This window comes from Pseudomonas sp. 3HC3, assembly GCF_044904505.1.
In the GTDB taxonomy this organism is placed as follows: Bacteria; Pseudomonadota; Gammaproteobacteria; order Pseudomonadales; family Pseudomonadaceae; genus Aquipseudomonas; species Aquipseudomonas putida_Y.
The window spans coordinates 788,633-807,909 of sequence record NZ_JADDRH010000001.1; the positions used below are offsets into that span (position 1 = coordinate 788,633).

At 57.5% G+C, this 19,277-nt stretch carries 17 protein-coding genes and 3 pseudogenes; 10 read left to right on the top strand and 10 right to left on the bottom strand.

Annotated features, from left to right (window positions below):
• Window positions 1-168: 168 nt before the first annotated feature.
• The gene (locus tag INQ47_RS03855) at window positions 169-795 is read right to left on the bottom strand and encodes a VOC family protein (protein WP_404701139.1); all 627 of its coding nucleotides are present in this window, start codon (window positions 793-795) and stop codon (window positions 169-171) included.
• A gap of 130 nt (window positions 796-925) precedes the next feature.
• Entirely contained in the window at window positions 926-1,732 is an 807-nt protein-coding gene (gene dapF / locus INQ47_RS03860) for a diaminopimelate epimerase (RefSeq protein WP_252460843.1), read from the bottom strand.
• A gap of 552 nt (window positions 1,733-2,284) precedes the next feature.
• On the opposite strand from dapF, the gene INQ47_RS03865 reads away from it, so the two are divergent.
• Complete coding sequence (locus INQ47_RS03865) at window positions 2,285-3,268, top strand: LLM class oxidoreductase (RefSeq protein ID WP_019751022.1); 984 nt, start codon at window positions 2,285-2,287, stop codon at window positions 3,266-3,268.
• Window positions 3,269-3,306: 38 nt separating this feature from the next.
• On the opposite strand, the pseudogene INQ47_RS03870 reads toward INQ47_RS03865, so the two are convergent.
• The 5 genes and pseudogenes from INQ47_RS03870 to INQ47_RS03890 all read right to left on the bottom strand — a co-directional run.
• Window positions 3,307-3,489 (bottom strand): annotated as a pseudogene (locus INQ47_RS03870) (potassium transporter); the annotation flags it as partial.
• A 194-nt stretch (window positions 3,490-3,683) separates the two neighbouring features.
• The gene (locus INQ47_RS03875; RefSeq protein WP_023047152.1) at window positions 3,684-3,986 is read right to left on the bottom strand and encodes a putative quinol monooxygenase; all 303 of its coding nucleotides are present in this window, start codon (window positions 3,984-3,986) and stop codon (window positions 3,684-3,686) included.
• 228 nt (window positions 3,987-4,214) lie between these two features.
• On the bottom strand, window positions 4,215-5,315 hold the full coding sequence (locus INQ47_RS03880; RefSeq protein ID WP_064493025.1) for a low temperature requirement protein A: 1,101 nt from the start codon (window positions 5,313-5,315) through the stop codon (window positions 4,215-4,217).
• Window positions 5,316-5,414: 99 nt separating this feature from the next.
• A complete protein-coding gene (locus tag INQ47_RS03885) occupies window positions 5,415-5,954 on the bottom strand; it encodes a DsbA family protein (RefSeq protein ID WP_019751019.1) in 540 nt (179 codons plus the stop codon).
• Window positions 5,955-5,965: 11 nt separating this feature from the next.
• Complete coding sequence (locus INQ47_RS03890) at window positions 5,966-6,508, bottom strand: redoxin domain-containing protein (RefSeq protein WP_404701140.1); 543 nt, start codon at window positions 6,506-6,508, stop codon at window positions 5,966-5,968.
• Window positions 6,509-7,018: 510 nt separating this feature from the next.
• Between INQ47_RS03890 and INQ47_RS03895 the strand changes: the two are divergent.
• Window positions 7,019-7,189 (top strand): annotated as a pseudogene (locus INQ47_RS03895) (FAD-dependent oxidoreductase); the annotation flags it as partial.
• A 295-nt stretch (window positions 7,190-7,484) separates the two neighbouring features.
• The gene (locus INQ47_RS03900) at window positions 7,485-7,970 is read left to right on the top strand and encodes an AAA family ATPase (RefSeq protein WP_404701141.1); all 486 of its coding nucleotides are present in this window, start codon (window positions 7,485-7,487) and stop codon (window positions 7,968-7,970) included.
• A 46-nt stretch (window positions 7,971-8,016) separates the two neighbouring features.
• Here INQ47_RS03900 and INQ47_RS03905 read toward each other — a convergent pair whose 3' ends face one another.
• Both INQ47_RS03905 and INQ47_RS03910 read right to left on the bottom strand, forming a co-directional pair.
• Window positions 8,017-8,529: a GrpB family protein gene (locus INQ47_RS03905; RefSeq protein ID WP_404701142.1), complete on the bottom strand. Its 513-nt coding sequence runs from the start codon at window positions 8,527-8,529 to the stop codon at window positions 8,017-8,019.
• A gap of 81 nt (window positions 8,530-8,610) precedes the next feature.
• A complete protein-coding gene (locus INQ47_RS03910; protein WP_404701143.1) occupies window positions 8,611-9,153 on the bottom strand; it encodes an AAA family ATPase in 543 nt (180 codons plus the stop codon).
• Window positions 9,154-9,706: 553 nt separating this feature from the next.
• On the opposite strand from INQ47_RS03910, the gene INQ47_RS03915 reads away from it, so the two are divergent.
• The 5 genes and pseudogenes from INQ47_RS03915 (at window position 9,707) to INQ47_RS03935 (ending at window position 15,266) form a co-directional block, all read left to right on the top strand.
• Window positions 9,707-10,030, top strand: coding sequence for a hypothetical protein (locus INQ47_RS03915; RefSeq protein ID WP_404701144.1), 324 nt, complete (start codon window positions 9,707-9,709; stop codon window positions 10,028-10,030).
• Between the two features lie 37 nt (window positions 10,031-10,067).
• A complete protein-coding gene (locus tag INQ47_RS03920) occupies window positions 10,068-11,765 on the top strand; it encodes a phosphoethanolamine transferase (RefSeq protein ID WP_404701145.1) in 1,698 nt (565 codons plus the stop codon).
• Window positions 11,766-11,889: 124 nt separating this feature from the next.
• A pseudogene (locus tag INQ47_RS03925) lies at window positions 11,890-12,291 on the top strand (site-specific integrase); the annotation flags it as partial.
• A gap of 20 nt (window positions 12,292-12,311) precedes the next feature.
• Window positions 12,312-13,898 (top strand): ABC-F family ATPase, encoded by a 1,587-nt coding sequence (locus INQ47_RS03930; RefSeq protein ID WP_003248141.1) that lies wholly within the window; start codon window positions 12,312-12,314, stop codon window positions 13,896-13,898.
• Window positions 13,899-14,072: 174 nt separating this feature from the next.
• Entirely contained in the window at window positions 14,073-15,266 is a 1,194-nt protein-coding gene (locus INQ47_RS03935) for an MFS transporter (RefSeq protein ID WP_404701146.1), read from the top strand.
• Here the strand turns inward: INQ47_RS03935 and INQ47_RS03940 are convergent.
• Window positions 15,228-16,274 carry an alpha/beta hydrolase family protein gene (locus INQ47_RS03940; protein WP_404701147.1) on the bottom strand — a complete coding sequence of 349 codons (1,047 nt, stop codon included), beginning with the start codon at window positions 16,272-16,274 and terminating at the stop codon, window positions 15,228-15,230. The two genes, INQ47_RS03935 and INQ47_RS03940, sit on opposite strands and share 39 nt — an antisense overlap.
• A gap of 201 nt (window positions 16,275-16,475) precedes the next feature.
• Here INQ47_RS03940 and yghU point away from each other — a divergent pair, with 201 nt between their 5' ends.
• Together yghU and INQ47_RS03950 are read left to right on the top strand one after the other, a co-directional pair.
• On the top strand, window positions 16,476-17,318 hold the full coding sequence (yghU, locus tag INQ47_RS03945) for a glutathione-dependent disulfide-bond oxidoreductase (protein WP_404701148.1): 843 nt from the start codon (window positions 16,476-16,478) through the stop codon (window positions 17,316-17,318).
• Window positions 17,319-17,508: 190 nt separating this feature from the next.
• Window positions 17,509-19,212 carry an amidase gene (locus INQ47_RS03950; protein WP_404701149.1) on the top strand — a complete coding sequence of 568 codons (1,704 nt, stop codon included), beginning with the start codon at window positions 17,509-17,511 and terminating at the stop codon, window positions 19,210-19,212.
• Window positions 19,213-19,277 lie beyond the last annotated feature (65 nt).

A 19,277-nucleotide genomic window follows, 5' to 3' on the forward strand; every position in this document is an offset into this window, starting at 1 on the left:
AGGCCGCACCGTAAGCGGCCTGTGCATCGGCCCTGTTTAATACAGTTGTGGCAGTTTCAGCGTTTTAACCCAGTAACACCCAGAAGACTTCGATCAGCGATAAGGTCTCGTCAGCACACGCTGCCGAATTCGGCCAGGCCATCAAATCGGCAAAAGACAGGTTGCACGTTACAGGATGACCAGGCCATTCGGTGTATTGATATAAGCTTTCAATGCACATCGCTCGCTGCGTAATACACTCACCGGGCCAGTAAAACCGATAGACTCCAGTTGGCGTTCCACCAAACGGGGATTCGGAAAAGCAATTTCCAAGCGTTCCAATTCGCAGCCTTGATCACCGAGTCTCTGAACTGGATGCTCCGATTCGCCCCAATCGATCAAACTAGGGACTGCCCCATTCAGTGGCAGATGCCCATCACGCTGAATGGTGATTTTCCACGAAAGCACTCCCCTGCCCATCGGTTCAATCTCGCCAAAAACATTCCGGAGTTCTTCGTCTGTGGTATCCAAATGCTCTGTACGCGCGACCCAATGGGCTAGATGTGGCGACGCTTGCGCGCTCAGTCTATCCAGACCAAACCACCTGGGCCTGGTGGGCAAGGGCGCCTTACTGTCCGGAGCAATCACTTCAAGATAGAAAGACTCTCCTAACCGCAGCAGCAGGTTGTGAGTGCTCATGCGCGGATGCTCACCACCTGGCTGCAACCGTACTCCAAGCTGACGCTCAACAAATTGCGCCCCCAACGGAAGGGTCGGTGAAACAATGACCAGATGATCCAAGGTTGAACGCCTCATGGTCTTTTATCTCCCTGATCAGAGAACCTCGTTTGTTGCCTGCTCTTCATCCGGCACTCTCGATCTTAGTTCCACTTACCTACGCTTGATCAGTCCACGCGATAACGGCGAATACAGAGGTGCCGCGTATTCAACCAATCTGTGCCAGACACTCCGGATCCAACCAGTACCTCCCAATTTTGCACACCGGGCCCTTCATGAGTACGTGGTTGTCCTCATCAAGTTCGATGGTGATCTGACCGCCAGGCATGTGCACTGTCACAAGATCGTCAACGAACCCAAGTCGTCGTGAGACTGCCGCAGCGGCACAGCTGCTGGTGCCTGAAGATAGGGTGTAGCCCACGCCTCGCTCCCAGATCTGCACCATCAGGTTTCGGCGATCGACAACGTTCACGAATTGCACGTTGGTTCTGTTTGGGAAGAGCGACAATTGCTCAATGGTTGGCCCAAGCTTGCGTGCAAGTGCCTCAGTCGTCTGATCGACAAACACCACGCAATGGGGGTTGCCCATCGACACAAGGTTCAGGTGCAGGCGCATGCCATCAACTTCCATTGAGTGTCGTTCGTTCTCGGGGAATGTCGCCATACCCATGGCAATGGAAATGCGTCGGCCGTCGTCAAGTACCTGGCAACGAACCTTACCGCCTTTGGTTAACAACTCGAATGGTTCGTGCGAAACGATGCCCTGATCCCAAAGGTAGCGACATAGGATTCGCAATCCATTGCCACTCTTTTCCGCCTCGGAGCCATCGGTATTGAAAATCTGCACTGAGAGCATCTTGCCTGGCTCGATGACAGGAACCAGGATGCCGTCACTGCCTAACCCTCTATGCCGGTCGCATATCACCGAGATGGCCAACATAGAGCAATCGAATGGCGTTTTGTCGTGGTAGACGAGATAGTCGTTGCCAGCCGCGTGATATTTTACGAACTGCATGAGTTATGAGACCAAAGCGCTCGGGGCGGGGAATAATGAATGGAGTTAGAAACATAGCACACGGCCGCTGAGGCGCTAGCGGGGCCCGGTTGAGGATTCCACACCAGGTTAGAGCGATGGTGAAATAAGAGATGTCAGCGACTTGCTAGCAATGACCGCAATCGGCCAATAGCGGCCGTTCTGGAATGGCAGGAAACGACCGATAACGGCCTTCGATACGCGACTTTCGCCCGCCAGCGGCTCGATTGTAAGAATATGGCGGAGAGCTGCAAAACCGCCTACGCTTATAGAATGATTCCTCGAACGCCTTGCCCATCTGGTGGTATAGAACCGAGAGATCTGACTTCCTTTGACCGTCCGCTTAACACCCACCCGGACCAACCCGCGCCTATCGCCAGCAACTGCCCCCTGAGTCCGGTCCACACGACCAGCAGTACGGCGCAACGGGTAAAAGCCAGACCCAGTCCCCCCACTGCCGTTCAAAAGCGACCGATGCCGCAGCACCTCTGGAAACGGGGGCGCTGTTCACGTTCTGCCATGAGGTCAATCCGTATGTATCGGCCGAGCACGATTCCTTACCAGAAGCATCGAGGGTTCAGCCGAACCTTCACTCAGGGGCATTTGAGCCTTGGATTATTCTTTCCCATGGAGGCGTTCGACGGGGACACTCCGAGCATGCTCAACCAGGTCACACTGGCTAAACAAGCCGAGGCGCTGGGCTTCTGCGCGCTCTGGTTTCGCGACGTGCCGCTTCGCGACCCTGGCTTCGGCGATGTCGGCCAAGTCTTCGACCCCTGGGTTTACCTGGGTTATATGGCCGCCCATACCTCGGAGATTGCACTTGGCACCGCCTCCATCGCCATCCCGCTGCACCATCCCCTGCACACGGCCAAGGCGTCAGCCAGCGTAGATCAGTTGAGCACTGGTCGCTTGATTCTGGGGGTTGCTTCGGGAGATCGGCCAGTGGAGTTTTCGGCGTTTGGCGTCGATCCAGAAAGGCGTGGAGAGATCTTTCGAGAACACTACGAAGTGATTCGCCGCGCCCACAGCACCAGCTTTGAGCCCATCCACTGGAGCACTGGTGAAATGCAAGGCGCAGACCTGATTCCGAAACCGACCACCCAATTCATTCCAATGCTCGTGACCGGCAACAGTCGCCAGTCACTGGATTGGATCGCGCGTGAGAGCAACGGATGGATCAACTATCCACGCATTCCGAACATGCAGCGGCTGGTCGTGGAAGATTGGCGACTGGAGGTCACGAAACAATGTGGTTCTGTGTATAAGCCCTTTACTCAGTCGCTGTACATCGATCTCGATGAGAATCCGTCAACGCCACCCACACGTATCCATTTGGGGTTCAGACTTGGACGTTACCATCTACGTTTTTTGCTGGAGTCGCTTGAGGAAATCGGCGTGGACCACGTCATTCTCAATCTCAAATACGGCAAGCGCCCTGCGGTGGAAGTTATTGAGGAATTGGGTACGCACATCGTTGCGCAGTTCGGAGTGCAGCCGCGTCAGGCAGCTCATTGAACATCGGTCACTGCTACGCCGACGAATGCTCACTTGACGAAACCATAAGGTGTCACGGCGCGGATGACCTCCGGTTCTATATCAATGATGGAGATCTTCGCGCCATGAGCGACCGGTGCCCGGCAAACAATCTACCCTACCCAGCCTAAACCCGTGATGAGCACGTTGCCTTGCAGATTCTGTGCGGCTTCCACGCCGTCCCTGGACACGATTTGCGCGCGTATCCTTTCACTTATACCGAGCGCGCAAGCATGGCATGAATCCTGGACACGGCACTTTAGCCATGACATTTATCTTCAATACAAGTGTTTTGATTGATCACCGCCCGGAACAGCAGCAGGCCCAAGCTATCCTGATTTTCACAAAATACATCGTGGGCCTCCCAGTACTGACTGGAGCTTCCTACTGGGTTTGCTTAGCCGGGTAGCTTGGCCGCAAGGACGTCAACCTTCTCGATTGATGGCGGTTCGGCAAATAGCTCGGCAGCGTTTGCCATAAGCGCCGCCGCGACCTTGCCCGAAAGATGAGCCTGCCGGCCCGCTTCATCCGGGAATGCGTCAAAGATGCCAAAGGTGGACGGCCCCAAGCGGATTCCAAACCAGGCTGTAGTGGCTGGCTCCTCCTCCACTAACGGAAGGCCACCCAAAAGAAAGCTCTCTACATCCTTTTCTTTCCCGGGTTTTGCTTCTAGGCGAACGAACAACGCTACTTTGACCATGATGTGGCTCCTGTTGTTACGATGCGGCTGGCGCTATCAGATCGCGATAGCTAAGAGGGGCATCCGAGACTCTTAACTATGGTCGACGATACCAGGATTACAAACCCAAATAGACCAAGGGTAGCGGCGAGTAGCGCACGAGCAGTGAGAACGACGTAGTGGGCAGCATGTAACCGCAAGTCAGCCACTTGCTCACTTGGTCCCACCCTCTGGTCTGATAATGATGATTCAACGATATCTGAAATTTAGAAAAACATAAGAGATCATGGTTGCTGTCAGGCCGACCAATATGTACTCGACGCGGGGTAAAAACACGACTAACCCGCCCAAAGAAAACACTATCAACGTGTTTTGTAGGATGTATTTCCTTATTCTACTCACGGCTATGAAATAGCCATATTGCTTACCTAGGAAAAACAAGGCCATGCCGGTGATCGACATAATCTGGAAATCGCGTATCGCAATGTCGTTCAGGATCGCATGCCTAATCAAATTTGCCAGAAGTGCCAGCCCCATAAAAAGAAAAAGGTGCGAGTAGATTAAGGCGTGTCCACTCATACTGCTTTGATGTTTGTTCAGCAAGTAAAAACTATCAAAATAGATCCACCAGATACTGCAAATCATGATAAATCCGGTGATGGCTGCCATCACATTATAATAACCCCATTGAATGTTAGATAAGCCTCCGGAAAGGCTAATAATTGACTCCCCCAATAAGATTAGGGTGAGTAGGCCTATGCGCTCAACCAAGTGCTCTGTGTGTGCTGGCAACGGTTTTAGTTTAGTCCAGAAAAATACAGGAAACAGAATATCAAGAACAATCCCAATATAAGCAACAAGGTAACGCAAGGGCGGGTCAAAAATAACGGATGAAAGGCTAATAACTGCGCTAACTAATAGGGCGAAGCCAAGCCTTGAGGAAAGTTCGCCGCGAGAATCGAGTTTACTAATGGATGAAATATACATAACACTGATGATTGCACGTATACCAAAATAGCAGGCAATAATGAGCGGGTAGTTCACTTCCAAGTCTTCCCCGATCCGTGCCGATAGCACAATGAGCAGGAGCATTATGAATAATGTTGCCAAACGGTGAAGATTGCTGTCTGTATCGAACCTGTTGGAGTAAATCGTGTGACTGGACCAGATCCACCACAACGGCACAAAAAGCAGTAAGAATGTCCATAATTGCTTATGTTCAAAGTGCCCATCATGAACATGTCCGAGAGTGTGCGTAACTTGGCCTATCGTAACAACGAAAGTCAGGTCAAAAAACAACTCCAACCATGTGGCGTGTCGATTTTCTTCATAATACTTCAAAGATTTCATTAGTTGCACGGCTCCGCGCCCACCTCTTTAATGTAAAAGGAAGCTAACGTTGGTTTTTCCTCGGCTCCGATGTTGGTGATGCCAAGCCGATTTGGCTCTCTAGCGATTTCGTCCACGCACTAACAAAAGCTCAATCATCTGACTCATCCCGATGAACTCTGGAACTCCGTCATAGCGAAGCCCGTCAATGTAAAACGCTGGGGTGCCATTCACGCCGCTGCGTACACCGCCATTGAAATCGGCTTGTATTTTGGGAATGTAAGTATCCTCTTGCATTGCAAGATCGAATTCCTCCCTGGAAAGGCCGTGTTTGAGAACGATGGCGCGATACAGCGGCAGGCCCAATCGATCCTGATTTTCGTACAATTCGTCGTGGGCCTCCCAGAATAATCCTCGACTCCCGGCATACTCAGCGGTGACCGCTGCACCCAACGCATGGGGGTGAGCGGTGGTCAGAGGGAAGTTACGGAACACAAACAGCAAGTCATCGCGAAAATGCTGTTGCAGATTCTTGACCATCCAATAAGCTTCACCGCAATAGGGACATTCATAGTCGCCAAATTCGACCAAGGTGACCTTGGCATGCGCACTTCCCTGGCGATGGTCGTTGGCACTTACCGGGACTTTGAGAGTGGCCATCTAATCACCTGTTAATTTTTGGTTGGCGTGCTTTGTGGCGAATTCGCCAAAGCATCCAGCGCATCCAGAATACCGTCCGCACCAGGGTTGATTGCCATCGGGGAGACGTAGCTCCAGGCAACCACCCCGTCCTTGTCAATCACGAACAGCGCACGCTTACAAACCCCGAGCTGGGACTGGTACGCTCCATACTGTCGTGCCACAGCCCCTTTGGGCTCGAAATCGGCCAGCAGGCTGAAGTGAAAATTCCGATCTTTGGCAAAGGCCTGATGACACCAGGCGCTGTCAACCGAGATACCCAGTAGCGCCGCACCGTATTCTCTGAATGTGGGTAGCAACTGGTTGTACAAAGTCAGTTGGTCACCACACACCGAAGTCCAGTCAGCGGGATAAAACGCCAATATCACGGGATTTCCCTTTAGCTCACGCAGCGACAACTGTTGATCAGGGGTTGCGTGAAGAGTGAAGTCGGGCGCGACAGTGCCGGCCGGCAGCGGCCCCCGAACCAGGTCGCCATTGGTTTTTTGTGCATCATCGAACTCTAAAGTATTCATTGCTTGAACCTTGATAGATGGGTGGTTGGGACGTGCTCAGTGGGATGCGACGTGCCCGGTGGGATAACTCCATCCACCATCAAGGGGTTCAAAAAAAGACAACGCTGCCTCGATCTCAGCCTGAGCCTGAGTGATTTCGGCAGCGAAACGTTCACGTTCCGCATCAAGGAACACAAGAAGATCCGCCGTGTAATCGCGGAATTGGATTAGGCCAGGTTGGCAGGGGAATGGTCAGATTCGCTCTGGCTCACCAATGACTATAGTCGTTGATGACGCTTACCGTAGTAGCTGAACGATTTTTCGCTACCCTCCAGTGCCAACAACACTCACGCGCTTATCTTGCTGCCATTTCAGGCGGCGTTTTAACACGATGATTTTGGCAGCTATTTCGCCACTTCAGACAAATTTACATCTGCTTTCTAGACGACAACTGCTGCCCCTTACGACAAGCAGAAATCGACCAGAGGCAGACACTGAAACCGCCTTCAGGTCTACAGAATGAAGGTTGATATGGGAAATGCTCTGGACAAACGAGTCGTTGTCATTAGTGCCGGCATCGTGGGCGCTTCGCTGGCGTAACACCTGGCTGATAAAGGCGCGAATATCACCTTGGTTGAGGCTGAAGGTATCGCGTCGGGAGTGTTTGGAGATTCACTCGCATGGAGCAACATCCTATACGGATAACGTGACCCCATTGCAGCACTGCGCGGAGCAGCAGTCGGATGCGGCTCGCGCAGCGATGGTGCTGTACCTAACGAATAGTCGAGATCGGTCTTCGGGAAGCTGAGCGGTAGACTTTGCGAATATTGTCACTGACCGCTTTTGGCCGTTAGCTGCCCTCCGCCAAGGGCAGCTATGGGTCGAAAGCTGCCGTTCGGGATGACCGCTTTCGACCCATAGCGAACGTTTGAATGCTCGGTGATTGCTTCGGTGCTTTTCAATGAGCATCATCGGGGTTCGACAAGGAGACGTCTCTATGCCCAAACCAGTGCTGCATCTCATCTCAGGAAAAATTGCATCCGGTAAGTCAATGCTAGCCAAAAGCTTGGCAGTTGAAGGATCGACGGTTCTGCTGAGTGAGGATCATTGGCTCTCACGGCTATACCCTGAACAGATCAAGTCAGTAAACGACTATGTGCGTCTTGCGCACCAGATTCGGCAGGTGCTGGGCCCGCTCGTCATCGATATCCTTCGGGCTGGAGTGACTGTCGTTTTGGATTTTCCTGCAAATACTCCTCAAGATCGACTATGGCTGCGCAACCTGGCTGACGCAGCCGAGGTTTCACATTGCGTCCACTACATCGAGGTGGACGATGACACCTGTCGAGACAGGTTGCATCTTCGCAACCACCGTGGTGAGCATGAGTTCGCGGCGACTGACGCGGAATTCGATCTGATCACTAGCTACTTTCGAGCGCCACATAAGGATGAAGGGCTTCAGATTAAAATTCACCGACATTGACGATCTCTAGTGCGGATTTGGGCCGCTACCGACCCAGAGCGCACCATCACCCTCGTCTATTAGCGACCTCAAGCAACGCCGCAACAATGAACGGCCCCTTTTTCTCCAGATACTCAGCCATACCGCCGATATTGGTGGCTTCCAGTTCGATCTTGAGGTCTTGATATCGCTTCCGAAGGGAGGCGTCGTTCCTGAGCAGATCTCTGAACGTCAGCATCTGGATGACTGAGTGGTGACCACGGCTGCAAATGTGAATCTTGTGGGTCCGCAGCCCGCCAACATTGCGGCGGTAAAAGTGGTGCCCTTCCGACAGGTCACTGCCGCGTACATAGCCCAGCGTCAGCAACACCTCGTCTCGCACTGCCTCATTGCGATGCTCTGAAACCTCAACCAGCACATCGATCTCAGGCTTGGCTGCAAGTTGCGGCACAGCCGTGCTGCCTACATGGTGAATGGCGAGAAGCTCATCGCCGAATACCGAGGCCAGCAGCACTTTAACCGCCTCATACCGTTGCGGCCATGCGGAATCGTAAGCCGTGATCTTGCTGGTCAGCGCCATGGGGGCCTCCTTGGGCAAGTGAAAATGTCCTGATGCGCCTACACGGCAGGCGCCTGCCGCCACTCAAGCGCGATCTGGCATCTAATGACCTTGCACAACCTGATCAGGCTGAGTGCCCATACTCGCGAGAAAAACATCGGTTTCCCGATTGGTTCGTAGGCAGACCACGCGACAGCCCGACGGGGCCGTCGCCACGAATCGCTTTATCGCCTCCCGAGACGAGGTTTTCGTCCGCCACATGAACCTGAAAAACTCCGGCAGGTTGGCCAGCAACTCCGGACAGTTGTCCGGCAAGTCAGGCCGGGATCGACCGCGGTTCAACACCGTTCTGAGGAGCACGCGCCAGAATCGAAGCGGAGCCGAGCGATCAATCCATATCAACATGTCAGCGCGGGCCAGCCGGTTGTTCCATGTGGTTGAATGCCCGCCTTCGAAGATCCAGCGCTCACGGGCCTCGACCTCATGACAAAGACGTGTCTTTTCGTCCCGGCTCCGCTCGACCCACCCTGGCTGCCAATGAATCGTGTCGATGTGCACGACCGGCAAGCCAGTGCGCTCGCCAAGCTTGCGCGCCAGGGTACTTTTCCCAGCCCCTGGCTGACCAATGATCATCACCCGCTGCATTCAAGCTCCCTCTCGCCATGCCTGCTGAATTTTGGGCGCGCGATTCTACGGCAATGGGCGACGCGGTCAACTGCAAGCGCGCTCATTGTCTGGGTGCCATTGCCAAAACGCCCCACTCTTCGAAAGCACGTTCATAAGCAGGCGATTCATGGGCCAGGCTGAAGACCACATGCGGCATCCTCAACCACGTGTTTGATGGCCCCTTGAATCCATAACAGGAACCGAGAAGGCACCCGCAATACGAGCGCAAAGTCCTGGCCGATTCCATAAAGTCCCGGAAGTGACGCTGTCCTTCGGTGCGCCTTCGCTGGCCCCTGTGAATATGCGCCCACGTGCTGGTAATCTGGCGCAGTGCTGCTACAGTCACGAACCTCACCTTTCACGACACAGACAGGGAACGTCTGATGATGACTGCTACATGTCCTTGCGCGCCAAATGCTATCGCACAGCATCCAGCTATCCCTCAATTTACGCAGTATGATTTATTAACATTTTTTTCATCTTGGACACAGTAAAAGGGTTGCCATGCGTACCCGTGCGCGGAGGCTAGGCCATGCCTGATTCTATGTTCGCCTATCGATTGCTGTTTCTCATGTTGTTCATGGCCTCAATCGTGACGTGGGTGTTCCTCTGGCTGGTGGGTTACATCAGCCACCATCCGCTGAGTCGCAAGTATCCCGGCAACCCAGGCTCCGTTTCGTTGACGGGAGTGCTGCTGGTGCTGCTGTGTGCGTTATTCGATTTTAATCAGCTGATCGAGCGCAATACATTGCTGCTCGCCTTGTTCATCATCGGCTTGGTGACTCCGTGGGGAGCGGTTCTGTTCATCAAATGCCAAGAACACATACGCCATCGCAAGTTCTCATCACATAACTAGAACGTATTTGCCAACCTGATTGTGGAGCTGTAGGTCAATGAACAAGGAAGCGGTAACTTCCCAGGCAGTTAGCGGGGAGGGAAAAGGCATTAACCCAATTGGGATCATCTTGTTGGTGGCATTGTGGATGACCGTGGGGGTCAACGCGGTTTTCTGGTCGAAGGTCTGGCGGGCCATTGATGGCTTTAACAACGGCAACCCGCTATTTCTGATCAGCTTGCCGCTGTTCGTGTTGGCCTGGCACTTCGTCATCCTCTGGGTGCTTTGCTGGGGCCGTCTGCTACGGCCAGTGCTGGCGCTACTGCTGGTGGTGTCCTCAGCCGCCAGTTACTTCATCTCCCGTTATGGCATTGTCATCGACGCCTCGATGCTGACGAACATGTTCCAAACCGACGTCGCCGAGGCCCGTGATCTGCTCAGTACCGGCATGCTGGTCTGGCTGCTGACAACAGCGGTGCTGCCTATCGTGGTGCTTTATCGCTTGCCGCTGCAGCGCCCGCGCTGGCGGCGTCAGGTCTTATGGCGCATTGGCAGCTTGGCTGCGGTGCTCGCAGTGGTAGGCGTCATCCTGGCAACTCAGTACCAGTCCTACGCTTCGCTGCTGCGTAACAACCGCGAGGTCCGCCTCATCCTTGTGCCGTCAAACGTGCTTGGCGCTGTACACAGCTATGCCAAGCGCAGCCTGGCCAAGCCCAAGGCTTTCATCCAGGTCGGCCTTGATGCCCATCAGCGCGTTGACGCGAGCGCCGATGGACGTCGCAAGCTGCTTGTATTGGTGGTCGGCGAAACAGCCAGGGCAATGAACTTCTCACTCAACGGCTACGACCGGGAGACCAACCCCAAACTTGCAAGCCGCGAGGTGCTGAGCTTCCGTGATGTCAGTTCCTGTGGCACTGCTACGGCCGTGTCGGTGCCCTGCATGTTCCAGGACTTGGGCCGCAGGAACTGGAAGGACCACTACAGCGACAACCGCGAAGGCCTGCTCGATGTGCTGCAACGGGCAGGGGTCCACGTGCTGTGGCGCGACAACAACTCCGGTTGCAAGGGCGCCTGCGACCGGGTTCCTAGCCAGGACATGTCTCATGCCAGTGTCGCTGAGCTGTGCAGCACCGATGAGTGCTTCGACGAAGTGCTGCTTTCCGGCCTGCAAAACTACCTCGACCAGAGCACAGGCAACACCGTGGTTGTACTGCACATGAAAGGTAGCCATGGCCCTTCCTACTACAAGCGATACCCGTCCGCTTTCGAACGCTTCACCCCGGTGTGCCGTGATAACCAACTTGACCAGTGTGAGGACGGGGAGATTCGCAACGCCTACGACAACACCTTGCTATACACCGACCATGTGCTGGGCCTGGTGATCGATATGCTCAAGAGCAACGACAGCCGGTTCGACACTGCGATGCTTTACGTCTCCGACCACGGCGAGTCACTGGGCGAGAAAGGCGTTTACCTGCACGGCTTACCTTATGCAATGGCGCCAGTGGAGCAGACACAGGTACCGATGGTGCTATGGCTGTCCCGACAGCTGGCAGCAAAGCGGGGCATTTCCCAGCCCTGCATGGCGAAGCGTACAGATGTGGCATTATCCCACGACAATCTTTTCCATTCCGTCCTCGGTCTGATGGATGTCCAAACCGCTGCCTACCGTGACAAGATGGATCTTTTCAAGCCTTGCCAGGCGGAACAGTTGGTGAGTAATGGGACAACTGACAACCCGCAGCCAGAGCTGTAAGTAGGGGTCACCTCTGAGCCAGGTATTCGCCCCATACTGTCCACCATAGTAGAGGCTGCGATGCGTGAGGGGATCCTGGCAAAAGAACCAGCCGCCCTGCTTGACCTGGTGAAGCGTTCGCGAGCTGCTGTGCTATCGGGCCTTGCGAACGATCCGGTTTGCCTGGCAGCACGCGAATCGCCGCAGAGAGGGAAAGGGAGCTGTGACCGAAACACCGTTCCCGCCCCCGCCGTCGAGGAATGCGGAATGCGTGAAGCAGATCTCCGAGCCCCACAAACGGTGGGTGCCTGTGCTGATTGAATTGGGGATCAAGCGTCGCCCCCCATACAACTGCCGTCACACCTATGCGACAATACGCTCAATGTCCGGCCTCAACCCCGCATTTATCGCCCAACAGCTGGGTCACAGCATTCAGATGCTGCTGTCGACGTATGCCCGTTGGCTTAATTCAAGCTCCGACTGGAGCGAGCTGGAAAAACTCAAGATTGGTATCAAATCGGTATCAGCTGAAAGCCCAGCGTCGTAAGTTACTGATAGGTAAGCCCTTTGATCTCCACCGCTAACATCACCATGCAGTTCGGCTCCAAGCCGCTGTTCGAAAACGTTTCCGTCAAATTCAACAATGGCAACCGCTACGGCCTGATCGGCGCCAACGGTTGCGGCAAGTCGACCTTCATGAAAATCCTCGGCGGTGACCTGGAGCCGTCCGCAGGCCAGGTCATGCTCGAGCCGAATACCCGCCTGGGCAAGCTGCGCCAGGACCAGTTCGCCTACGAGGAATTCACCGTGATCGACACGGTGATCATGGGCCACGGCCAGCTGTGGAAAGTCAAAGCCGAGCGTGACCGTATCTACTCGCTGCCGGAAATGACCGAAGAAGACGGCATGGCCGTCGCCGAGCTGGAAACCGAATTCGCCGAAATGGACGGCTACACCGCCGAGTCCCGCGCCGGTGAACTGCTGCTGGGCCTGGGTATTCCACTGGACCAGCACTTCGGCCCGATGAGCGAAGTGGCACCGGGCTGGAAGCTGCGTGTACTGCTGGCCCAGGCGCTGTTCTCGGACCCGGACGTGCTGCTGCTCGACGAACCGACCAACCACCTGGACATCAACACCATCCGCTGGCTCGAAACGATCCTCACGGCGCGTAACAGCACCATGATCATCATTTCCCACGACCGGCACTTCCTCAACAGCGTCTGCACCCACATGGCTGACCTGGATTACGGTGAGCTGCGCCTGTTCCCGGGCAACTATGACGAGTACATGACCGCAGCCACCCAGTCGCGTGAGCAGCTGCTGTCGGACAACGCCAAGAAGAAAGCCCAGATCGCCGAGCTGCAAACCTTCGTCAGCCGCTTCTCGGCCAACGCCTCCAAAGCCAAGCAGGCCACTTCACGTGCCAAGCAGATCGACAAGATCCAGCTGGCCGAGGTCAAGCCGTCCAGCCGCGTCAGCCCGTTCATTCGCTTCGAACAGACGAAAAAACTGCACCGCCAGGCCGTAGTCGTCGAGAAAATGGCCAAAGCCTTCGACGACAAGGTGCTGTTCAAGAACTTCGACATCACCGTCGAAGCGGGCGAGCGCGTTGCGATCATCGGCCCCAACGGTATTGGCAAGACCACCCTGCTGCGCACCCTGGTCGGCGAGATGACCCCGGATGCCGGCTCGGTAAAGTGGACCGACAGCGCCGAAGTGGGCTACTACGCCCAGGACCACGCCCACGACTTCGAAGACGACATGAGCCTGTTCGACTGGATGGGCCAGTGGACCTCTGGCGAGCAGGTGATCCGCGGCACCCTGGGGCGCATGCTGTTCTCCAACGACGAGATCCTCAAGTCGGTGAAGGTGATTTCCGGTGGTGAACAAGGTCGCATGCTGTTCGGCAAGCTGATCCTGCAGAAGCCGAACGTGCTGGTGATGGACGAGCCGACCAACCACCTGGACATGGAATCGATCGAAGCGCTGAACCTGGCGCTGGAAAACTACCCGGGTACCCTGTTGTTCGTCAGCCACGACCGCGAGTTCGTGTCGTCGCTGGCCACGCGCATCATCGAGCTGTCGGCCGATGGTGTGGTGGACTTCAGCGGTACTTACGATGACTACCTGCGTAGCCAGGGTGTGCTGGTCTGATTGAAGGCCAAGGCCTGGCCACCTTGTGTGGCTAGGCCTCTTCGCGGGCTTGCCCGCGAAGCCCCCTCCCACCGACTGACACTACCCGACGAATAATTCGTTAGCCTGCTTTCTTTTCCTTCGCGCACCAGCCATGATGGGTCCACGCCCAACCGCCCGCCCGCGAAAGAGCCCATGACCGCGCAACAACCTGCCCCCGCCAGTAACACGCTGCACATCACCCTGCAGATCCTGTCGATCGTTTTCTATACCTTCATTGCCTTCCTCTGCATCGGCCTGCCGATTGCGGTACTACCCGGCTATGTGCACGACCAACTCGGCTTTGGCGCAGTAATCGCCGGTGTAACGATTGGCCTGCAGTATCTGGCCACACTGCTGAGCCGCCCGTTTGCAGGGAGGGTGGCGGACACCTTGGGAGGGAAACAGGCCATCCGCTTTGGCCTGCTGGGGATTGCCGGTTGTGGGGTGTTGACGTTGCTGTCAGCCTGGACCCTCACCTTACCGCTGCTGAGCCTGGCACTGCTGCTCGGTGGACGTTTGCTGCTGGGCATCGCCCAAGGGCTGATCGGCGTGGCCACCTTGAGCTGGGGCATCAGCCAGGTCGGCCCCGAGCACACTGCCAGGGTCATCTCGTGGAACGGTATCGCCTCCTATGGCGCGATCGCCATCGGTGCGCCAATGGGCGTTCTGGCCGTGGACGGGCTGGACTTCAGCGTGCTGGGGCCGGCTTTGCTGGTGCTGGCAACCCTTGCCCTGCTGGTGCTTCGCAAGCGCCCCGACGTGGTCGTGGTACGCGGCGAGCGCCTGCCCTTCTGGTCGGCGTTCGGCCGGGTTGCCCCGTGCGGCCTGGGTCTGACCCTGGCCTCGATCGGCTACGGCACCTTGACCACCTTCGTCACCTTGTATTACCTCGAGCGCGGCTGGGCCGGCGCGGCCTGGTGCCTGAGTGCATTTGGCGTGTGCTTCATCATTTCACGGCTGCTGTTCGTCAACGCGGTCAACCGCTTTGGTGGCTACAACGTGGCGGTCGCCTGCATGGCCACCGAAGTGCTTGGCCTGAGCCTTCTGTGGCTGGCGCCCTCGCCGCCCTGGGCGCTGGTTGGCGCCGGGCTGACCGGTTTCGGACTGTCGCTGGTTTACCCGGCATTGGGCGTGGAGGCGATCAGACAAGTCCCCAGCAGCAGCCGCGGCGCGGGGCTGGGTGCCTATGCAGTGTTCTTCGACATGGCCTTGGCCATTGCCGGCCCAGTGATGGGGGCCGTCGCTGCGCACCTGGGGTATGCCTCAATCTTCTGCGTGGCTGCCCTGCTCGCCTTGGCCGGGGTCGGCCTAACGTTGTTGCTGGCGCGGCGCGCCCGTCGCAGCTGAACGCTCAGCCGGCGCTGGCGCACCCAGCGCCTGGCTGAAGAACGCCGCCGTTTCTCGCTGCAGCGAGCGATGGATATGCCGGCGGTCGACGCCGTCGGCATCCTTGCACAGCGCCGTCATCCGCGCGTACTGCTCGGCATCGCAACGGGCCATGAACACGAAGTGCCCGGCACCGGCCAACAGGCGGTAGTCCGGTGTGACCGGCAGTTTGCGGGCCAGGGCCTCGGCATTACGGTCCACAGCCACAAGCTGATCGCTGTCGCCACTGAAGATCAGCACGGGTACCTGCACCCTGGCCAAGGCATGGCGCCCGAACAACAGGCTCAGCGGCGCCATCAACATGACCGCACCCACCCGCTGGTCGGTCTCAGGCGCCAGTTCGCTGCGGTCGGCAATCAGTATGCCGTGGGTTTTGCAGGCGTCTGCGTCATTCGGACGCTCCAGGCAGTACTGACGCAGACGGTCCAGATCAGGGCGTGCGCCAGACAGGATCAACGCGGTTTCTCCGCCAGCCGAGTAGCCGATCACACCCACCTTGCCTTCGTTCAGATAAGGCCCGACCACGCTATCGTCGCGCGTTGCAGTGATCGCCGCGCTGAGTTGTAGCGGCCGTCCATAAAGGTTGCTCAGGGTGCCAAGGCGACTATGGTCGCGCACGTTGTCCCCCGGGTGAACAACCGCCACCACCACGAACCCTTGGCGCGCCAGCGATGTGGCCAGGTAATGCAAGGCCAATGGGCTGCCCGTATTGCCATGAGACAGCACCAGCAACGGAAATCGCCCCATGGCGACGGGCGCCTCTTCGGCCACGTCGACGGGGTACCCGTCAATACGCCTGCTATGGGTCTTGCCAATGGCCGGGTAGAACGCCAGCGCTTGCATTGGGCGGCTATCGACCGGGTCGGTCAAGGTCATAAGGTGCAGGCCGGCAACCCACGGCGAGGCCTCGGCGCGGGCCAGCAGGCCGCCGAGCAGAGCCAGCGCCAACATGCAGCGTGCAATGGTCATCGGCCAGCGGTTCCTTGCAGGACGAAGGGATAACCCAGCATAAAACCGGCCGGGCTTGTGCCGGATGAAAACTGGATGAAACCGCCATCATGCACGTTGCGCCTGCACCCTGTGCATTTGCGCATTGCATCGAACCCGTGGCATAGATGCAGGTCCACGTGTTTACGTGACCGTTTTCGCGCCATTGAAGGAGATTCATGCATGAGCAAGCCTGCCTACGTGCCACCCAAAGTCTGGCGCAACGACGCAGCCTCCGGCGGCCAGTTCGCCAGCATCAACCGCCCGGTAGCCGGCCCGACTCACGACAAGGACCTGCCGCTGGGCAAGCACCCACTGCAGCTGTATTCCCTGGCCACGCCCAATGGCGTCAAGGTCACCATTGCCCTTGAAGAACTGCTTGCCCTGGGTCACGTCGGTGCCGAATACGATGCCTGGCTGATCCGCATCGGCGAGGGTGATCAGTTTTCCAGTGGTTTCGTCCAGGTCAACCCCAACTCGAAGATTCCTGCCCTGCTCGACCGTAGTGTGGAGCCGCCGGTGCGGGTGTTCGAGTCAGGCTCGATCCTGCTGTACCTGGCAGAGAAGTTCGGTGCTTTGCTGCCAGAATCGCCGGCTGCGCGCACCGAAAGCCTGAACTGGTTGTTCTGGCAGATGGGTGCGGCGCCTTACCTGGGCGGTGGCTTTGGCCACTTCTACGTGTATGCACCGGAAAAGTTCGAGTACGCCATCAACCGCTTCACCATGGAGGCCAAACGTCAGCTGGACGTACTTGATCGTCGCTTGGCCGAAAGCCGTTATCTGGGCGGCGAGGAATACAGTATTGCCGATATCGCCGTGTGGCCTTGGTATGGCCAGCTGGTACGCGGCAACCTGTATGACGCCGCGCAGTTCCTGGCGGTTGACGAGTACCCGAACGTACAGCGCTGGGCCGAGGAAATTGCCCTGCGCCCTGCGGTGCAGCGCGGTACACGGGTGAACCGTACCTGGGGAGATGAAGACAGCCAGGTGCCGGAGCGCCATAGCGCCGCAGACCTGGCAGGTTGACGCAGACCATGTGGGAGCGGCCCTTTGGCAACAAAAGACCGCCCCAACAAAGGGCCGCGTAATGCCTGTGAATGCCCCCGACAATGCTCCCCTGCATCAAACCATTTGCCCCCGCGCAAACCTGCGTCCGCCAAGCCCTTCTTGTACACTCCTCGCATTAGCCCCCACTTGCACATTTTTTGGTGAACGCATGATCGAGGTAACCGAGGTTTCCATTGCCGAGCTGCGCGACGCGCTCGAGTCGGGCCGCACGACGGCGGTCGAGCTGGTCAAGGCCTACCTGGCACGTATCGACGCCTACGATGGCGCCGACACCGCCACTGCCCTTAACGCCGTAGTGGTACGCAACCCGGAGGCGCTGAAAGAAGCCGAGGCCTCCGACGCCCGCCGTGCCAAGGGCCAGGTGCTTAGCCCGCTGGACGGCATCCCCTATACCGCCAAGGACAGCTACCTGGTCAAAGGTTTGACTGCCGCCTCCGGCAGCCCTGCCTTCAAGGACCTGGTCGCCCAGCGCGACGCCTTCACCATCGAGCGCCTGCGCGCCGCCGGTGCCGTATGCCTGGGCAAGACCAACATGCCGCCCATGGCTAACGGTGGCATGCAGCGCGGCGTCTATGGCCGCGCCGAAAGCCCGTACAACGCCAACTACCTGACCGCGCCCTTCGCCTCGGGCTCGTCCAACGGCGCCGGTACCGCTACCGCCGCCAGTTTCAGCGCCTTCGGCCTGGCCGAAGAAACCTGGTCCAGCGGCCGTGGCCCGGCGTCCAACAATGGCCTGTGCGCCTACACCCCGTCGCGCGGGGTGATTTCGGTGCGTGGCAACTGGCCGCTGACGCCGACCATGGACGTGGTGGTGCCCTATGCCCGCACCATGGCCGACCTGCTGGAAATCCTCGACGTGGTGGTGGCCGATGACGCCGACAAGCGCGGCGACCTGTGGCGCCTGCAGCCATGGGTGCCGATCCCGGCTGCTTCAACGATACGTCCGACGTCTTACCTTGACCTGGCGGTGGATGCCAGCGCGCTCAAGGGCAAGCGCTTTGGCGTACCACGCATGTATATAAATGCCGACCCCGAAGCAGGCACCTCCGAAAAGCCGGGCATCGGCGGGCCGACCGGCCAACGCATCAACACCCGCGCGACGGTGATCGACCTGTGGCAACAAGCGCGCCAGGCCTTGGAAGCAGCGGGTGCCGAAGTACTGGAAGTGGACTTCCCGCTGGTGTCCAACTGTGAAGGTGACCGCCCAGGCGCGCCGACCGTGTACAACCGTGGCATCGTCAGCAAAGCGTTCCTGCATGACGAACTGTGGGAACTGTCGGGCTGGGCCTTTGACGACTTCCTGCGCGCCAACGATGACCCCAAGCTTAACCGCCTGGCCGATGTCGACGGGCTGAAGATCTTCCCGCATGACCCGGGCACCTTGCCCAACCGTGAAGACGACCTGGCTGCGGGCATGGACGAGTACGTCAACATGGCCAAACGCGGTCTGAAGACCTGGGACCAGATCGAAACCCTGCCCGACGGCCTGCGCGGCCTGGAGCAGACCCGCAAGCTGGACCTGGAAGACTGGATGGACAAGCTGGGCCTGGACGCGGTGCTGTTCCCCACCGTAGCCGACGTTGGCCCGGCCGATGCCGATATCAACCCGGTATCGGCGGACATCGCCTGGAGCAACGGTATCTGGGTAGCCAACGGCAACCTGGCAATCCGTCACCTGGGGGTGCCGACCGTCACCGTGCCGATGGGCGTGATGGCCGACATCGGTATGCCGGTAGGGCTGACCTTTGCCGGGAAGGCCTATAGCGACAACGCGCTGCTGAGTTTTGCTGCTGCCTTCGAGGCGACCGGCTCGCGCCGGATGATTCCGCCGCGCACACCGGCGCTCGGCTGAGTCTTACAGGGCCCGTTAAAGCAGATCGCGAATTTCAACTAAATGTGTAAAAATACACAAATAGT